At 63.1% G+C, this 17,487-nt stretch carries 12 protein-coding genes; 9 read left to right on the top strand and 3 right to left on the bottom strand.

What is annotated here, in order from left to right:
• Positions 1 to 168 precede the first annotated feature (168 nt).
• The 5 genes from NCT04_RS29115 (at position 169) to NCT04_RS29095 (ending at position 5,953) form a co-directional block, all read left to right on the top strand.
• Positions 169 to 1,269: a LacI family DNA-binding transcriptional regulator gene (locus tag NCT04_RS29115; protein WP_250469302.1), complete on the top strand. Its 1,101-nt coding sequence runs from the start codon at positions 169 to 171 to the stop codon at positions 1,267 to 1,269.
• 105 nt (positions 1,270 to 1,374) lie between these two features.
• Positions 1,375 to 2,382 (top strand): ABC transporter substrate-binding protein, encoded by a 1,008-nt coding sequence (locus tag NCT04_RS29110; protein ID WP_244830853.1) that lies wholly within the window; start codon positions 1,375 to 1,377, stop codon positions 2,380 to 2,382.
• Between the two features lie 70 nt (positions 2,383 to 2,452).
• Positions 2,453 to 4,009, top strand: a complete 1,557-nt coding sequence (locus tag NCT04_RS29105) for a sugar ABC transporter ATP-binding protein (RefSeq protein ID WP_250469301.1) — start codon at positions 2,453 to 2,455, stop codon at positions 4,007 to 4,009.
• A gap of 62 nt (positions 4,010 to 4,071) precedes the next feature.
• Positions 4,072 to 4,989 (top strand): ABC transporter permease, encoded by a 918-nt coding sequence (locus NCT04_RS29100; RefSeq protein ID WP_244831005.1) that lies wholly within the window; start codon positions 4,072 to 4,074, stop codon positions 4,987 to 4,989.
• A 7-nt stretch (positions 4,990 to 4,996) separates the two neighbouring features.
• Entirely contained in the window at positions 4,997 to 5,953 is a 957-nt protein-coding gene (locus NCT04_RS29095; protein WP_250469299.1) for an ABC transporter permease, read from the top strand.
• A 252-nt stretch (positions 5,954 to 6,205) separates the two neighbouring features.
• Here the strand turns inward: NCT04_RS29095 and NCT04_RS29090 are convergent, their stop codons facing one another.
• On the bottom strand, positions 6,206 to 7,120 hold the full coding sequence (locus NCT04_RS29090) for a tetratricopeptide repeat protein (protein WP_250469298.1): 915 nt from the start codon (positions 7,118 to 7,120) through the stop codon (positions 6,206 to 6,208).
• Positions 7,121 to 7,374: 254 nt separating this feature from the next.
• On the opposite strand from NCT04_RS29090, the gene NCT04_RS29085 reads away from it, so the two are divergent.
• Complete coding sequence (locus NCT04_RS29085; protein WP_250469296.1) at positions 7,375 to 8,163, top strand: substrate-binding domain-containing protein; 789 nt, start codon at positions 7,375 to 7,377, stop codon at positions 8,161 to 8,163.
• Positions 8,164 to 8,387: 224 nt separating this feature from the next.
• Positions 8,388 to 13,265: a response regulator gene (locus tag NCT04_RS29080; protein WP_250469294.1), complete on the top strand. Its 4,878-nt coding sequence runs from the start codon at positions 8,388 to 8,390 to the stop codon at positions 13,263 to 13,265.
• Between the two features lie 44 nt (positions 13,266 to 13,309).
• Here the strand turns inward: NCT04_RS29080 and NCT04_RS29075 are convergent, their stop codons facing one another.
• Positions 13,310 to 14,428, bottom strand: coding sequence for a 3-deoxy-7-phosphoheptulonate synthase (locus NCT04_RS29075; RefSeq protein WP_284509450.1), 1,119 nt, complete (start codon positions 14,426 to 14,428; stop codon positions 13,310 to 13,312).
• 203 nt (positions 14,429 to 14,631) lie between these two features.
• Between NCT04_RS29075 and NCT04_RS29070 the strand changes: the two genes are divergently transcribed.
• A complete protein-coding gene (locus tag NCT04_RS29070; RefSeq protein WP_250469293.1) occupies positions 14,632 to 15,306 on the top strand; it encodes an HAD family hydrolase in 675 nt (224 codons plus the stop codon).
• A 6-nt stretch (positions 15,307 to 15,312) separates the two neighbouring features.
• On the opposite strand, the gene NCT04_RS29065 is transcribed toward NCT04_RS29070, so the two are convergent.
• Positions 15,313 to 16,482, bottom strand: a complete 1,170-nt coding sequence (locus NCT04_RS29065; RefSeq protein ID WP_250469292.1) for a porin — start codon at positions 16,480 to 16,482, stop codon at positions 15,313 to 15,315.
• Positions 16,483 to 16,677: 195 nt separating this feature from the next.
• Here NCT04_RS29065 and NCT04_RS29060 point away from each other — a divergent pair, with 195 nt between their 5' ends.
• Complete coding sequence (locus tag NCT04_RS29060; protein ID WP_250469291.1) at positions 16,678 to 17,487, top strand: class II aldolase/adducin family protein; 810 nt, start codon at positions 16,678 to 16,680, stop codon at positions 17,485 to 17,487.

Raw genomic sequence — 17,487 nt, 5'->3', positions numbered from 1 at the left:
GTTTGCCGAAGTGAAACCAAGAATGGCATGGGCGTAATCCGTCCGTCAATATTATTAGTAATTTTCCACGCAAAACCAGTGAAAACCCCGAGCGGCATTTCGCGGAATCATCATTAATATTAGCGGCACGCTCACGGATGAATCGCCGCCGTTACGACGGCGCGCCAGATGAAGAAAACCACCCAACGCCGCCCGACGATGACCGACATCGCGAAACTCACCGGAGTCTCGCAATCGACGGTATCGCTCGTGCTGAACAACGCGTCCGGCGCGAAGTTTTCCGACGCCACGCGCGACAAGGTGCTGCGCGCCGCGCACGAACTCGGCTATCGCATGACGCAGCGCGAGCCGCTTTCGTTTGCGCCGCTGGATACGGCGGAGCGCAATCTGATCGTCTATCTGGCCGATGAAATCTCGACCAGTCCGCATCCGGTGGTGAGCATCGACGGCGCGCGCGATGCCGCCTTCGCCCACGGCCGCATGCTCGCGGTTTATTCGACGCACGGCAACGCGGAAATCGAGGCGCGCGTGCTCGACGCGACGCTCGGCAATCCGGACGTGCTCGGCGTGATCTACGCGACGGTCTACACGCGCCGCGTCACCGTGCCCGCCGCGCTCGAACAGGTGCCGACCGTGCTGCTCAATTGCTATGCGAGCGAAGCGAACGTGTCTTCGGTCGTGCCGGCGGAGGTCGCGGGCGGCCACACGGCGACGGATCATTTGCTGGCGTTGGGGCATCGGCGAATTGGTTATATCAACGGCGAACCGTGGCAAGACGCGGCGCGCGACCGGCTCAAGGGTTATCGCACGGCATTGGCGACGGCGGACCTGCCGTTTGCGCCGGAACTGGTCCGCGAAGGCGACTGGGGACCGGCCACTGGATTCGAGCAGACGCTTTCATTGATGCGCGAGGCGAATCCGCCGACGGCCATCTTCTGCGCCAACGACCTGATGGCGCTCGGTGCAATCGAAGCGCTCAAGCAACTCGGACTGCGCGTGCCCGACGATGTCTCCGTGCTCGGCTACGACGATCAGGAGATCGCGCGCCATACGCATCCGCCGCTGTCGAGCGTGGTCTTGCCCAACTACGACCTGGGTCGCTGGGCCGTGGAAACGCTACTGCAGGAAGAACACAATCGCGCGGCCGGCGCACCGGTGCGACGCCGCACCGTGAAGCTGGACGGCCCGCTCATCGAACGCGGTTCCGTCAGGGAAATTACCGAAGCAAAGCAACTCGCAATTAATAATATTAGCGATGACGAGTCATAAACCGACTACGCTCTCGCCGGAAATCAACTCTCGCAGCAGCAGACCGGGCAACACATAAGCATCGGCATCAATAGAAGAAGGCACCCATCCCTATCGGAGGAAGACATGCTGTCGCTAGAAAAGAACACTCGCCTGGGCTTGCGCCCGCTCGCCGCCACGCTTGCCGCCCTGACGCTCGCCATGGGTTTCAGCGCGGCCCATGCCGCCGATGACGGCTTGCCGAAGATCGCCAACAAGAAGCCGCTCAAGGTCGGTTTTGCGCAGACCGAGAGCAACAATCCGTGGCGGCTCGCGGAAACCAAGAGTTTCAAGGATGTCGCCGCGAAATGCGGCTGGCAGGTGGTCATGACCGACGCGAACAGTTCGGCCGCGAAGCAGGTATCGGACATTCAAAGCATGATCGCGCAGCACGTCGATCTGCTCGTGTTCCCGCCGCGCGAAGAGAAGCCGCTCGTGCCGGTCATCCTGCAGGCCAAGAAAGCCGGCATTCCGGTGATACTCGTCGACCGCAACGTCGATCAATCGACGGTGAAGGCCGGCCGCGACTACATCACGTTCATCGGTTCGGACTTCATCGATCAGGGTCAGCGCGCCGCCGACTGGCTCGTTAAGGCGACCAACGGCAAGGCGACGATCATCGAACTGGAAGGCTCGACGGGCGCCTCCGCTGCAAACGACCGCAAGAAAGGTTTCGACGATGTCATCGCGAAGAACTCGGGCATGAAGATCGTCGCGTCGCAAAGCGGCGATTTCGCGCGCGACAAGGGTCGTCAAGTCATGGAAACGCTGTTGCAGGCGCATCCGGACGTGACCGCCGTCTACGCGCATAACGACGAAATGGCGCTCGGCGCGATCGCGGCGATCAAGGCGGCCGGCAAGCAGCCGGGCAAGGACATCGTGCTCGTGACCATCGACGGCACCAAGGGCGGACTCGAAGCCATTCAGGCGGGCGAACTAGGCGCAAGCGTGCAGTCGAGTCCGTTCTTCGGCCCGCTCGCGTGCGACGTCGCGCAGAAGTTCGCGAAGGGCGAAACCATCCCGCCGTGGGTCAAGGTCTCGGACCGCTTCTACGACAAGAGCAACGTCAAGGAAAGCATGCAGTACGGGTATTGAGCGCAGTTGGCTGGTTCGCGGGCGTCTATCCACGGACGCCCGCTCTTTTCTCCGGACGAACACCGACGCCATGCCCAACGCTCCCCTCCTCGACATGCAGGACATCGACATCGCTTTCGGCGGTGTGCCCGCATTGAAGCGCGCCCGCCTCACCGTGACGGCGGGCGAAGTGCACGCGCTCATCGGCCAGAATGGCGCAGGAAAGTCCACGCTCATCAAGATTCTCACGGGCGCGTATAGAAAGACCGCGGGCACGATTCGCTTCGATGGCCGCGAAACCGATTTCCGCACGCCCAAGGAAGCGCGTGAAGCGGGCATCAGCACGATCTATCAGGAGATCAATCTGGTGCCGTTCCGGTCGGTGGCCGAGAACATCTTTCTCGGACGCGAACCGCGCCGCTTCGGACTCATCGACTGGAAAACCGTGCAGCGGCGCGCGCATGAATTGCTCGAATCGTTCGGCCTTCACATCGACGTCAAAAAACCCGTACGGGAATATTCCACCGCCATTCAGCAGATGGTCGCGCTGGCGCGCGCGGTATCGTCGGATGCGAAGATGGTGATCATGGACGAATCGACTTCCTCGCTCGACGAGCGCGAAGTCGAATTGCTGTTCACGGTCGTGCGCCGCTTGCGTGACGACGGCCGCGCGGTCATCTTCGTGTCGCACCGGCTGGATGAACTCTATGCACTGTGCGACCGCGTCACGGTGATGCGCGACGGCCAGACCGTCGCCGAAAGCAGCATGCAGGAGATGGACAAGCTCAAGCTCGTCACGACCATGCTCGGCCGCACGCTTGCCGCCGTCGTGCACGAAGACGATGCCGTTAAGGAAGCGAATCTCGCCAAGCGCGGCGCGGTGGCGTTGCGCGCGCAGGGTCTCGCGGCGGGCGCGAAAGTCACCGACGTCACGCTCGATGTCCACGCGGGCGAAGCCGTCGGACTCGCCGGATTGCTCGGCTCGGGCCGCACGGAAACCATGCGCCTGTTGTTTGGCGCGGACCGTCCGTCCAACGGCACGCTCGCGGTCGACGGCGCGGAGATCGCATTCAAGTCACCGAAAGACGCCATCGCGCGCGGCATCGCTTATCTCACCGAGGATCGCAAAGCCGAAGGCATCGTGCCGGAGCTTTCCGTGCGCGACAACCTCACGCTCGTGTGCCTGCCGGCGCTGACCAGACGCGGCGTGATCGACGTGGCCAAACAGCGCGAAATCGTCGATGGCTTCATCACCTCGCTCGGCATCAAGCTGCGCTCGCCGGATCAGCCGATCCGCGAGCTATCGGGCGGCAATCAGCAGAAGGTGCTGCTCGCGCGCTGGCTCGCGACCAACCCGCGTCTCTTGCTGCTCGACGAACCCACGCGCGGTATCGACGTCGGCGCGAAAGCCGATGTCGCGAAAATCGTGCGTGAGTTACGCGATGCGGGGCTTGCGGTGCTGCTGTCGGCATCGGAACTGGAAGAGTTGACGGCGGTGGCCGATCGCGCGGTCGTGATCCGCGACGGCGAAACTGTCGCGCAACTGGACGGCGCGCAGATGACCGAGACCTCGATCATGGATGCGATCGCTTACGGCACGGGCGAGGAATCGACCTTGGCTTCGGCCGCTCAAGGAACCGAGTCGTGATAGAGAAAACCGGCGCACCTATCGTCGCGGAAACCGCGCCCGCGCGGAAGAAAAAACGCGGCATGGCGATTCAACGCGAGATCGTCGTGCTCGTCGCGATGATCCTCTTCAACCTGCTCTTTACCGATCACTTCTGGTCGCTGCAGACCTTCAACGTCAACCTCACGCAGGTGGTGACGATCGTGATCGTCGGCATCGGCATGACGCTCGTGGTGGCGACAGGCGGCATCGACCTGTCCGTGGGCGCTTCGATGGCCATCTCCGGTGCGCTCGCGCCGATGCTCTTCATGAACATCGACGGGCCGGGCGGCTTGCTGCTCGCATTCACCTTGCCGATCGTGGCGGCGGCACTATGCGGCGTCTTCAACGGCTTTCTCGTGACGCGGCTGAATGTGCAGCCTATCGTCGCGACGCTCGTGCTGTTCATCGCGGGACGCGGCATTGCGCAGGTCGTCACCGATGGCAGCCTGCAGGCCTTCAACAATCCCGCGTTTCAGTGGATTGCGCTGGGCCGCGTGGCGGGCGTGCCGTTTCAGATCCTGCTCATGCTCGCGCTCGTCGCCATCTTTACGTGGATCGTGCGTAAGACGCTCTTCGGCAAATATCTGCTCGTGACGGGCGGCAACGAGGAAGCGGCGTATCTTTCCGGCATTCCGACCGCGCGCGTGAAGATGATCGCGTACACGGCGTGCGCGGCGCTCGCGGGTCTGGCCGGACTGATTTCGATCTCGGTGAATTCGTCGTCGGATGCGAACGTGGTCGGCCTCGGCGTGGAACTCGATGCCATCGCGGCCGTGGCCGTCGGCGGCACCGCGCTCACGGGCGGCAAGGCGTATATCACGGGCACGCTGATCGGCGCGCTCATCATCCAGTTGCTGCGCTATACGCTGCTTGCACACGGCATTCCGGATGCCGCCGCGCTGGTGCTGAAAGCCGCGATCATCATCGCCGCCGTGTACGTGCAGAGAAAGCGAGGCTGACGACGACATGAAGAAGAACCTCCCGATTCTCATCGCGCTCGCGGCGCTGCTCGTGCTTGGCGTCGTGCGGTACGAGCACTTTGCATCCGAATACAACGTGACGTCGTTCTGGCGCTACAACTCCATGTTCGCGCTGATTTCCATCGGCATGGCGTTCGTCATCATCACGGGCGGCATCGATTTGTCCGTGGGCGCGGTGGCCGCGCTCGCAAGCGTGGTCGCGGCGCTCGCGAGTCCGCATGGCGGCGTGGCGGCGGTGCTCGCGGGCTCGGCTGCCGGTCTCGCGGTGGGCCTGCTCAACGGGCTCGTGATCACGCATCTGCGGATACTGCCCTTCATCGTTACGCTGGCGACGAGTCTCGGCGCGCATGGCCTCGCGCTTCTGCTCGGCCATAACGATGCCGTCGCCATCTCGTCGGACACCAGCTTCGCCAACTTCGGCCAAGGCGATCTCTTCGGCTTGCCAATTCCGGGGCTCGTCGCGGCCGCGGCGGCGATTGTCGGCTGGATCGCGCTGCGCAGCTCGCGCTTCGGGCGGCATGCGCTGGCTATCGGCGGGAGCGAGGAAGCATCGCGTCTGATGGGACTGAATGTGGATCGCACGCTCGTCGCCGTGTATGCCGTGAGCGGCTTGCTCGCGGGCATCGCCGGCGCGATTCTCGCGGCGCAATTCGGCGCGGGACAGCCGAACGAAGGCATCGGCTGGGAACTGTTCGCGATCTCGGCGGTGGTGCTCGGCGGCACGCGTCTGACAGGCGGCGACGGCTCTATCGCGATGACCATTGCGGGCGTCGCACTGCTCGGCCTCGTCTTCAATCTGCTCAACTTCGAGAACGGCCTGGGCTATATCTCGTTATCGGCTTACTGGCAGTCGGTGATTCGCGGGTTGTTCCTGCTGCTCGTGATCGTGCTGCAGGCGCGGGTGCTGAACAGGAAAGCGATGGTGGCCAAGGTGGCGCGGTAGAGTTTGGATGTTGCACGAGCGTTGAAGCTTGATGAAGTCTATCGCGACGAAACGCCGCTTTAGCAAGCAGCGCCGCGCTTTGCGATCGATGCAAACGGCAAAGTGCGGACCCTTCCCCGCGAACGCGTGAAGGGTCCGGTCATGCCTGGGGCACTCTGCTCGCTGCATCGCCATGGAAAGTGGCACGGAGCAGCGAGAGGTGTTGTGGTCGGCATGCTCCTCGCAGGAACAATCGCCCGGCTTACCCAAGCGTTAGGGCGACGTCTTTTGGTTCGGCGGAGTTGCAAACAGCGTTCCCGGCACAAGCGGGGCCGGTTTGAGTTGACGCGTAAGAACGAAGTTGAGCGCATCCTTCGCGCGCATGTCGTCGGGGCGAATGGCCAGCGCCTGACGCAGCGCACCTTCCGCCTCGGCGAATCGGCCGAGATTGAGCATGGCCATGCCTAAACCGATGCTCGCCTCGAAAAACGGCTGACGCCGTGCCAAAGCTTCCTTGAAGTGCGCCTCGGCCTCGGCCGGATTGAAGCGTCGTTCCGACACATTGCCCAGACCGCAACAGGCTTCCGCCGATTTGGGATCGATGTCCAGTGCACGATGGAATGCAGTGTCGGCTTCGGTTAGACGAACGGCGGCGCAAAGGACATCACCGAGCGCAAGATAGCCGGAGACCGACTGCGGCTGCGCCTCGATGGCAGCATGCGCTGCAGCCTCGGCTTCCGGCAGACGCTGCCGACGGCGCAGCAGATCAGACAGCGCGCAATGCGCCTGAAGCATGTCCGGCTGATGATGGATAGCCTGGCGAAAAGCGTCCTCGGCTTCCGACTCGCGCTTTTCGTCGCTGAGGATGCAGCCGAGCATCCAGTGCGCGAGTGAAGAATCCGGCCTGATAGCCAGCGCTTCACGGCAAAAGGCTGCGGCGTCGGCGAAACGCTTTTGATCTGCCATGACAAGCGCCAGATTGACGACAATCTCGGCGGACGTGGGCTGCAAAGTCCGCGCCTCGTTCAACAACGTCTCTGCTTCGGCGAAGCGGCCAAGCTGGCGCAACACCAGCGCAAGATTGTTTTTTGCTGCAACCGAGGAAGGATTGGCCTCGATGTCTTGACGAAACTTCGCTTCGGCTTCAGCAAATGTCATCGTTACGTTTCGATCATTGCCTTCAAGCATGGTGATTATTTCTCTTGCGTAGGAAACCAAACTAATTCGATCTCAGGTAGATCTCTGTTATTTCGTCTTGCGGACGGGAGATGAGGCGTTCGCTTGATCCCTCTTCGCGAATCAAGTCGCGGCGTTGTTTCCACATTCGTACCGGTGCCCGCAAAAACGAAGGCCGAACGATAACGCATCGATTTCAGTATAGTGCAAAAAGTTATGACCAAATCCAACCTGGCCCAGCCATTGAACCACCAAACAAGCCGCCTATGAAACCACTCTCCTCAAGACTCGCCGCATTCGTGTTTATCGCTTTCGGCGCCATTGCCGCGCCTGTTTCCTCGCAAGCCGAGGAGCTTCATGTCATGAGTTCAGGAGGCTTCACCGCCGCCTATAAAATCCTCGGCCCGAAGTTCACGGCCGCAACCAGCAATACGCTCGATACCCAACTCGGCCCGTCGATGGGCAAGGCGCCCGAAGCCATCCCCAATCGACTCGCGCGCGGCGAACCCGCCGATGTCGTCATCATGGTGGGCTACGCGCTCGACGATCTCATCAAGGAAGGCAAGGTCATGCCGGACTCGCGTGTCGAACTCGCCGATTCGCGCATCGGCGTATCGGTGAAAGCGGGTGCGCCGAAACCCGACATCGGCAATGTCGATGCATTGAAGGAAACGCTGCTGCACGCAAAATCGATCGCGTATTCGGACAGCGCGAGCGGCGTCTATATCCAGAACGAGATGTTCAAGAAACTCGGCATCGAAGATCAGGTGAAACCCAAGGCGAAGATGATCCCGAAGATTCCCGTGGCCTCGGTCGTCGCGGACGGTCAGTACGAACTCGGCTTCCAGCAAGTGAGCGAACTGTTACCGGTACAAGGCGCGGATTTCGTCGGGAGGATTCCGGACTCCGTGCAGTCCGTCACGCGTTTCGCAGCGGGCATTCCGGTTGGCTCGAAGCACCCGGAGGAGGCGCGCGCCTTGCTTCGCTACCTCGCTTCGCCGCAGGCACAAGACACCGTGCGCGCCACCGGACTCGACCCGATCGCCGCGCATTGAAGCGCAGGCAGGTGCCACGCGCCGGTTCACCTTGCGTTTCATGCGTATTTGCGAAGCGAAAACGGCGTTCCGTGCGAAAATCGAGATGCTCGCGCAAGCGCCTCCACAGGCAGGATTGGTCCGCTCAATAGTTGAAAAGCCGTTCGCTGGGCCAAGCCGGGTTGAGCCGATCCACACGCGAAACGACACGCAAAAAAGACATGCAGCGAGGAGAACCTGCGTCAATGGAAGCTGACAAGCTGATACCGGACACGCGCACCGACGCGCCCGAGCCGAGCTTTCTGCTCGGCGGCGGCGAGATGGGCGCGCTCATCCGCGCTTTCGACTGGACGCAAACCTCGCTCGGCTCGCCCGAACAATGGCCGCAGAGTCTCAAGACGGCCGTGCGCATCATGCTCACCTCGCGGCAGCCGATCTGGGTCGGCTGGGGTCCCGACCTCCTGTTCTTCTACAACGATCCTTACAAGTCGATCATCGGCGGCAAGCATCCGCAAGCGCTCGGTCAGCCGACGTCGGTGGTGTGGCGCGAAATCTGGAACGAGATCGGCCCGCTGCTCGACACCGCGCTTGCCGGCATCGAAGGAACCTTCGTCGAGCAGAAGCTGCTCATCATGGAACGCAACGGCTTCCCGGAGGAAACGTACTACACGTTCTCCTATAGCCCGATTCCGGACGATCGCGGCGGCGCGGGCGGCATCATCTGCGCCAATAGCGACGATACCCAACGCGTGCTTGGCGAACGCCAGTTGCTCGTACTGCGCGAACTGGCTGCGTCGGCCGCGAACGCGCGTTCGTGGCGCGAGGCCTGCGAACGTTCGATGAACGTGCTCGCGAACGCCGCGCGCGACATGCCTTTCGCGTTGCTCTATACAGCCGAGCCCGGCGACGAAAGCGCCACGCTCACCGGCGCATGCGGCATCGCGCCGGGCAGTGCGGCCGCGCTGGAAGTGCTGCACGCGGCGCATGCGGGCGCGTGGCCCGTTCACGAAGTGCTGCGCGACAACCAAGCGCGGCTCGTGACCAATCTGAAGGGTTTCATCGACGGACCGCTGCCCACCGGCTCGTGGAACGCCGCGCCGACGCACGCGGTGCTGCTGCCTATCGCGCCGTCGGGCGAGACCGGGCGCGCGGGCGTGCTGATCGCCGCGCTCAATCCATACCGTCTCTTCGACGAAGGCTATCGCGCGTTCCTGAACCTCGTGGGCGGCCAGATTGGCGCGGCCATCGGCGCCGCGCATGCCTATGAAGAAGAACGCCGCCGCGCCGAGGCGCTCGCCGAAATCGACCGCGCCAAGACCACCTTCTTCTCGAATATCAGCCACGAGTTCAGAACCCCGCTCACGCTGATGCTCGGCCCGCTCGAAGACCTGCTGACGAAGCCGGAGCGCGCGGGCGACGAAGTGCGTCTGCTCGAAATCACGCATCGCAATGGCTTGCGCCTGCTCAAGCTCGTCAACGCGCTGCTCGACTTTTCGCGCATCGAGGCCGGGCGTATCGAGATTCATCGGCAGACCACCGACATCGGCGCGTTCACGGCGGAGCTGGCTTCGTTGTTTCGCTCGGCCATCGAATCGGCGGGGCTGCGCTTTTACATCGACATTCCCTCGACGCCGGTGCTCGCCGACATCGATCGCGACATGTGGGAAAAAGTCGTGATGAACCTGCTGTCGAACGCGTTCAAGTTCACGTTTCGCGGCACGATCGAAGTGACGCTGCGCACGACCGCCGCGCAGCGCGTGGAGATGAGCGTGCGCGATACCGGCATCGGCATCGCGGAGGCGGAACTGGCGCGCGTGTTCGAGCGCTTTCATCGCGTGGCGGGCGCGACCGGGCGCTCGGTGGAAGGCAGCGGTATCGGCCTTGCAATGGTTCAGGAGCTCGTCAAGCTGCACGACGGCGCCATCAGCGTGCAAAGCAGTCCCGGCGAGGGCACGTGCTTTACCGTGACGCTGCCCGCCGCGCATGAACGAGTCGACGCGCAACATGCCGATACGCCGCGCGCGCAAGCCAGCAGCGGCGCGCGCAGTTATGTCGATGCCGCCTTGCGCTGGATTCCCGACGCAAGCGAACCGGCGCTCGCCCTCGACGACGAAACGCCGCTCGGCGCGGGCGCGAACGCCAGCGCATCCGCCGATGAAATCCGCGGCCGCGTGCTGGTGGTCGACGACAACGCCGACCTGCGCGAATACATGCGTCGCATGCTGGTCGCGGCGGGCCACGAAGTGAGCGTCGCGGCCGACGGCGAGAGCGCGCTCGAAGCGGCGCGCACCGGGCATCCCGAAGTGATCGTGTCGGACGTGATGATGCCGCGCCTCGACGGCTTCGGCCTCTTGAACGCGGTGCGCGCCGACGAAGCGCTGCGCGAGACACCGGTCGTGCTGCTGTCCGCGCGCGCGGGCGAGGAAGCGCGCCTGGGCGGTCTCGAAGCCGGCGCGCACGACTATCTGACCAAGCCCTTCGCCGCGCGAGAATTGCTTGCGCGAGTCGCGAGCAATCTGCGCATCGCGCGGCTGCGGCGCGCGTCCGAGGAGAACCTGCGCGAAGAGTCGCGCATGCTGGAGATTCTGAACGACGTCGGCACCACGGTCGCGGGCGAGCTCGATCTGTCGCGCGCCGTGCAGGTCGTCGTGGATGCCGCCACCGAGCTCACCGGCGCGGCCTTCGGCTCGTTCTTCTACAACCTGCTCGACGACAAAGGCGAGAGCTACACGCTCTATTCCATCTCCGGCGTGCCGAAAGACGCGTTTTCGCGCTTTCCCATGCCGCGCAACACCGCGCTCTTCGGCCCGACTTTCGCGGGCGAAGGCGTGGTGCGTTCCGACGACATCACGAAAGACCCGCGCTACGGCCAGAGCGCGCCGCATTACGGCATGCCGGAAGGTCATCTCAGCGTATGCAGCTATCTCGCCGCGCCCGTCATCTCGCGCACGGGCGAAGTGCTGGGCGGGCTGTTCTTCGGTCATCCCGAACCGGCGATGTTCAACCTGCGCGCGGAGCGGATCGTGGTGGGGATCGCCGCGCAGGCGGCTATCGCCATCGACAACGCGCGGCTCTTTCAGGCGGCACAGGACGAGATCGCCGAGCGCACCAAGGCGCAGGCCGCGCTGCACGATCTCAACGATACGCTCGAACGCCGCGTCGCCGACGCCATCGCGGACCGCGACCGGCTGTGGGAACTGACCGAAGACCTGTTCGTCGTGACGAGCTTCGAAGGCGCGCTGTTGCGCGTGAGCCCGTCGTGGTCGACCGTGCTCGGCGTCGATCTGCAGCGCGTGCATGCGCGAACCATGCTCGACCTCGTCCATCCCGACGACGTCGAAGCGGTCGCGAGCGCGATGGAAAGTCTGCGCCAAAGCGGCGCGTCCGTGCGTTACGAGTGCCGGCACGGCTTCGTGGAAGGCGGCTGGCGCTGGATCGCGTGGACCTTGTCGATCGACCCGGCCACGCGCCGCATACACGGCGTGGGGCGCGACGTCACCGCGGACCGCGAAACCGCCGACGCGCTGCGGCACGCCGAGGAAGCGCTGCGCATGGCGCAGAAGATGGAAGCCATCGGCAAGTTGACGGGCGGCGTCGCGCACGACTTCAACAATCTGCTGCAGGTGATCGGCGGGAATCTGCAATTGCTGGCAAAGGACGTCGCGGGCCAGGAACGCCCCGAGCAGCGCGTGAAGAGCGCACTCGCGGGCGTGGCGCGCGGCGCGAACCTCGCCTCGCAGCTGCTTGCATTCGGCAGACGCCAGCCGCTCGCGCCGAAGGTCGTCAATCTGGGCCGCTTCGTGCGCGGTCTCGACGACATGTTCCGCCGCGCGCTGGGCGACGGCATCGAGATCGAGACGATCGTATCGGGCGGCTTGTGGAACACGCTCGTCGATCCGTTCCAGGTCGAAAACGCGCTGCTCAATCTGGCGATCAACGCGCGCGACGCGATGAACGCGCACGGCAAGCTGACCATCGAAGCGGGCAATGCATCGCTCGATGAAAACTACGCCAAGCGCCACGCCGACCTGTTGCCCGGCCAATACGTCATGGTCGCTGTTACCGATACCGGCTCGGGCATGTCGCCCGAAGTGCAGGAACGCGCGTTCGAACCGTTCTTCACCACCAAGCGCGAGGGCCAGGGCACGGGTCTCGGACTCTCGATGGTGTACGGCTTCGTGAAGCAGTCCGGCGGCCACGTGAAGGTGTACAGCGAGGAAGGACACGGCACGACGATACGCATTTATCTGCCGCGCGCACGCCAGGAAGAAGACCTCGAAACCACGATCGACGCCGGCCCCGCGCACGGCGGCGACGAAACCATTCTCGTGGTCGAGGACGACGAAGAAGTGCGCGCAACCGTCGTCGCCATGCTTGGCGACCTCGGTTATCGCGTGCTTCGTGCAAAGGATGCGCAAAGCGCGCTGGCTATCGTCGAGAGCGGCGTGCCCGTGGACCTGCTCTTCACCGATGTCGTGATGCCCGGTCCGCTACGCAGCCCCGAACTGGCGCGAAAGGCGCGCGAACGCGTGCCGGGTATCGCGGTGCTGTTCACGTCGGGCTACACGGACAACGCCATCGTGCATGCGGGACGGCTCGATGAAGGCATCGATCTGCTGAGCAAGCCTTATATGCATGAGGCGCTCGCCCGCAAGGTGCGTCAGGTGCTCGCGGCTAGCGGCAAGGGCGCGAGTTCCAGCGCACCGCCCGCGACGGTCACCGGCAACACGGTTTCCGATGCCGCGCCCGCCGACGCCCTCTCGCACATGCGCGTGCTGTTCGTCGAAGACAACGAACTCGTGCGCGTAAGCAGCGCCGAGTTGCTACGCACGTTCGGGCTCGATCTCGTGGAAGCCGGCAGCGTCGCCGAGGCGCTCGCCCTGCTGCGCGAAGAGCGCTTCGAACTCTTGCTGACCGATGTGGATCTGGCGGGCGAATCGGGCATCGAGCTGGCCCTTGCGGCTAGCCGTGAGGCGCCCGGAATCGGCGTGGTGTTCGTCACCGGATACGACCTCGTCCTGAGCGCCGACGAACGCAAGGCCTTGCCGCGCGCGACGCAGTTGCGCAAGCCTTACGACCCGCTGGCGTTGATCGAAGCGTTAAACGCAGCGGTGATTCGTTGATCCGCTAGCCGTCTCCGAAAGCGGAGACGGCTAGGAACGCACGCCTAGCCGCGACGGCGCTGTCTCACCGCATCGGCAAGCAGGTCGAGCACCGGCCCGGTCTGGCTCCAGCCGAGACACGCATCCGTGATCGAGACGCCGTGCTTGAGCGGCACGCCCGGCTTGAGGTCCTGCCGCCCTTCGTCCAGATGACTTTCGATCATCACGCCGGTGATGCGGCTTTCGCCCGCGATCAGTTGCCGCGCGATGTCTTCGGCCACATCCACCTGCCGCAGATGCGACTTGTTCGAGTTGGCATGCGAGCAATCGATCATCACCTGCTCGCGCTGTCCGAGCGCCGCCAACGCCGCGCAACTCGCCGCGACGCTGGCCGCATCGTAATTCGGTGCTTTTTTGCCGCCGCGCAGGATAACGTGGCAGTCGTCGTTGCCGCGCGTTTCGAAGATGGCGGCAAGGCCCATCTTCGTCATGCCCATGAAGGCATGGCTCGCGCGCGCCGCGACGATCGCGTCCGCCGCGACTTGCACGCCGCCGTCCGTGCCGTTCTTGAAGCCGATCGGGCAACTCAGCCCCGACGCCAGTTGCCGATGGCTCTGACTCTCCGTCGTGCGTGCGCCGATTGCGCCCCACGCGATCAGGTCCGCGATGTACTGCGGACTCAGCAGGTCGAGAAACTCGGTGCCCGTTGGCAGACCAAGCTCGCTGATTTCCAGCAGAAGCTCACGCGCGCGGCGCAGACCTTCGTTGATACGGAAACTGCCGTCCAAACGCGGGTCGTTGATATAGCCCTTCCAGCCGACCGTCGTGCGCGGCTTTTCGAAGTACACGCGCATGACGATCAGCAAATCGTCGCCGAGACGATCCGCGACGGTCTTCAGATGGTGCGCGTATTCGATCGCTTGGTCGTGATCGTGAATGGAACACGGTCCGACCACGACCACGAGGCGGTCATCGCGGCCATGCAGAACGTCCGCGATGCGTGCACGGCTCGTTTCCACGAGCGCCTGCACGCCGGGCGTGACCGGCAGTTCGTCGAGCAAAAGCGCTGGCGAGATCAGCGGGCGCACCGCGCCGATGCGCGTATCGTCGATACGGGTCGTGTCTTGCGTGGAGTCGGCCACGCCGGCCTCCTGATCGCGGGAGGGATTGTCGATGCGGCTCAAGGTCAGCTCCGTCGGGCGTAATGAATGCGTAAAGAGTGCATGTTGCGGCTATTCGATGCGAGAAAACCGCGCACTTTTGGCCGCGCGGTGCAAACATCGATTATCGCATTTGAAGCGCATGCGTCGCGCATTTCCGAAAGCGGACGAGGATCGTGCGTATCATGAAAGGAACCGGAACACGCCATTCATCAAGGGAGCAGACCATGCGAATCGAAACATCCTTTCTCTTCGATCTCGACGGAACGCTGGTCGACAGCGTCTATCAGCACGTGCTCGCGTGGAAAGAAGCGCTGGATAGCGAGGGCATCGAACTGTCGGTGTGGCGCATTCATCGCAAAATCGGCATGAGCGGCGGCCTCTTCACCGATCAATTGCTGCGCGAAACGCATGGGGAGATCAACGCGGATCGCGTGGAACGTCTGCGGCGCCTTCATGCCGACGCTTATCAACGTCTGCGCGCACAGGTCTGCCCATTGCCGGGCGCGCGCGAATTGCTCGACGCGCTGACCCAAGCGGGCACGCGCTGGGCGATCGCCACGAGCGGCCGCATGGAAACGGCGGCGTTCAATCTCGAAGCATTGGGCGTGGACCCAGGCAAGCAAGTGGTCGTCACGCGCGATCAGGTGAAATACGCCAAGCCCGATCCCGACTTGTTCCTTGCGGCGGCCGCGCGTCTGAACGTGCCGATCGAGCATACCGTGGTGGTTGGCGACAGCATCTGGGACATGCTCGCGGCGCGTCGCTGCCGATCGCTCGGCGTCGGCCTGCTCTCGGGCGGTTATGGCAGCGACGAACTGGAACGCTCGGGCGCGCTGCGCGTCTACGAAGACCCCGCCGACCTGCTGTTCCATCTCGACGAAGTGGCCGCGCGCCCTTGAATCATGCTAAAACGCGTGCCGCAAGCCGACAGTGACGCCGACTTGCGTACCTGTCGATGACGGCGACAACGTATTGAGCATCGCCTGCCCGAGCACGGAATCGGGCGGCGCCCCCTTTACGTGCTGATAGACGCCTTCGAGATAGACATCCGTGCGTTTCGAGAGCGAATAGTCGGTCTGCAACATGACCGTATGCCACGACGGATAAGCGATGGATGCAGCGTTGCCGTAAGCGCCGTCCGTGAACGTGTAAGCCGCCGATACGCTCAACACGGGCGTGAGCGCGTAATGCACGTTCGCTTCGTAATTGTCGAGACGCAGGGTGCCATCGAGCGGAATATAGTTGCCGAGCCCGATGGAAAGCACGCTGTTCATGTTGTCGAGTTGCGTGTGCGACCAGACGAGACCGACCGTCGCCGGCCCGAAGGTGGCGTTGGCGCCCGCGCCCCAGATGCGCTGCCGTTGCGCGACGAAGTTCGCGCTGCCATCCCCTTGCGACACCGCGCCATTCAAATTCGTCCCCGCAATGCCGCCGCCCGCGTTGTTCAATTGCAGATAGCCGCCCGCGACCGTGAACGGCCCTTGCGCATACGATGCCGAAAAGCCATACGCGCGGTTATCCGCGAAGTTTCCGGCGCTATTGCCGAAGGAATACATGCTCTCGACCGTCACGCCGCGATAAGTGGGGCTGACGTATTTGACGGTGTTGTTGATGACGACCGAGTTTGCCGCCAGATTATCGTTTTCGAACGGATGCGCCGAGATGCTGCCGCCCCACGTATTGAATTCGGCGGTGAGCGGACCGAGCAGATCGTTGAGCACGTCGTATTGACGCCCGGCCGTGAGCGTGCCGTAGTCGTCGTGTTGCAGGCCGACCCATGCTTGCGAGCCGAAGCCATCGCCCGCGAATGCATTGGTGCCGTTATTCAGATTGAAGCCTTGCTCCAGCTTGAAGATGGCCTTAAGGCCGCCGCCGAGATCCTCACTGCCTTTCAGGCCGAAGACCGTGTTCTGCGTGACGCTGCTGAGCATCTGCCAGTTGCTGTGACCGGTCTGATTGTTGGTGTAGACGATACCCGTGTCGATCAGGCCATATAGCGTGACACTGCTTTGCGCATGCACCGAAGCTGCGCATAAAGCGGCAGGCAGCGCGACCATCAACATTGACCTTTTCATTGCTGAAAGCTCCATGAACGATTGAAAGCGACGGCCTGCCCGGAGAGCGGCGACTGGCAATTGATCGTACGACGCCAAAATTGTGCGGGCGCAATATCGGCATGGCGTTGCATAAATGCTATTCCGGCGCGGTACTCAATTCTTGCGGAAGGCTTTCCTATACTGGGGTCTCACATTTCGAACAAGGGGACACCGATGTTGATGGAAGCAAAGGAATCGATCTACAGCCCGACGCAGGACGGGCTGATTTTCCCCGAAGAGCCCACGTTTTCCTCCTCGGCGGAAGAACGGCGCTATCGCAAAGAGCATCTCGCCGCCGCATGCCGGATCTTCGCGCGGCACGGATTCAGCTTCGGCTTCGGCGGCCATCTGACCGTGCGCGACCCGGAACATCCCGAACTCTTCTGGACCAATCCGATGTGCGTGCCATGGTCACGCGTGAAGACCTCGCAACTCGTGCTCGTCGATCATTCGGGCACAGTGGTCGAAGGAAAGTACGCGGTGAACCGCGCAGGCTACGTGCTGCATTCCGCGATCCACGCTGACAATCCCGACATCATCGGGTCGTGTCACGCGCATACCGTTCATGGCGATGCGTGGGCCGCAATGGGCAAGCCGCTCGACTATGTGACGCAGGACGCCTGCATGTTTTATGGCTCGCATATGGTCGTGCGCGACGGCGCGGGCAAGGTGCCGGTCGCGGATGCATCGGGTAATCCGATTGCACGCGCCTTCAACGAACACAAGGCCGTAATCCATCAGAACCATGGGCTTCTGACGGCGAGCCGCCATAGCATCGATGATGCAGTATGGACGTTCATCGCCCTCGATCACTGTTGCAAGATGCAGCTGCTCATGGACGCGACCGAATCGCGCCCGTTGCAGATCGACCCGGAGCATGCCGAGTATTCGCATCGTCATCTGGGCAACTCGTTCATCAGCTGGCTGCATTTCCAGACCATGCTGTATGAGATCGCCGAAGAGGAGCCGGAATATCTCGACTGA

It is taken from the genome of Caballeronia sp. GAFFF2 (genome assembly GCF_023631485.1).
GTDB lineage: Bacteria > Pseudomonadota > Gammaproteobacteria > Burkholderiales > Burkholderiaceae > Caballeronia.
This window is presented reverse-complemented; position numbering and strand designations above follow the sequence as displayed.

Coding starts and splice junctions, on each gene's coding strand:
- NCT04_RS29100 (WP_244831005.1), top strand. CDS start 4,072: ATGGCGATTCAACGCGAGATCGTCGTGCTCGTCGCGATGATCCTCTTC.
- NCT04_RS29095 (WP_250469299.1), top strand. CDS start 4,997: ATGAAGAAGAACCTCCCGATTCTCATCGCGCTCGCGGCGCTGCTCGTG.
- NCT04_RS29060 (WP_250469291.1), top strand. CDS start 16,678: ATGTTGATGGAAGCAAAGGAATCGATCTACAGCCCGACGCAGGACGGG.
- NCT04_RS29090 (WP_250469298.1), bottom strand. CDS start 7,120: ATGCTTGAAGGCAATGATCGAAACGTAACGATGACATTTGCTGAAGCC.
- NCT04_RS29110 (WP_244830853.1), top strand. CDS start 1,375: ATGCTGTCGCTAGAAAAGAACACTCGCCTGGGCTTGCGCCCGCTCGCC.
- NCT04_RS29115 (WP_250469302.1), top strand. CDS start 169: ATGAAGAAAACCACCCAACGCCGCCCGACGATGACCGACATCGCGAAA.
- NCT04_RS29085 (WP_250469296.1), top strand. CDS start 7,375: ATGAAACCACTCTCCTCAAGACTCGCCGCATTCGTGTTTATCGCTTTC.
- NCT04_RS29065 (WP_250469292.1), bottom strand. CDS start 16,482: ATGAAAAGGTCAATGTTGATGGTCGCGCTGCCTGCCGCTTTATGCGCA.
- NCT04_RS29105 (WP_250469301.1), top strand. CDS start 2,453: ATGCCCAACGCTCCCCTCCTCGACATGCAGGACATCGACATCGCTTTC.
- NCT04_RS29080 (WP_250469294.1), top strand. CDS start 8,388: ATGGAAGCTGACAAGCTGATACCGGACACGCGCACCGACGCGCCCGAG.
- NCT04_RS29070 (WP_250469293.1), top strand. CDS start 14,632: ATGCGAATCGAAACATCCTTTCTCTTCGATCTCGACGGAACGCTGGTC.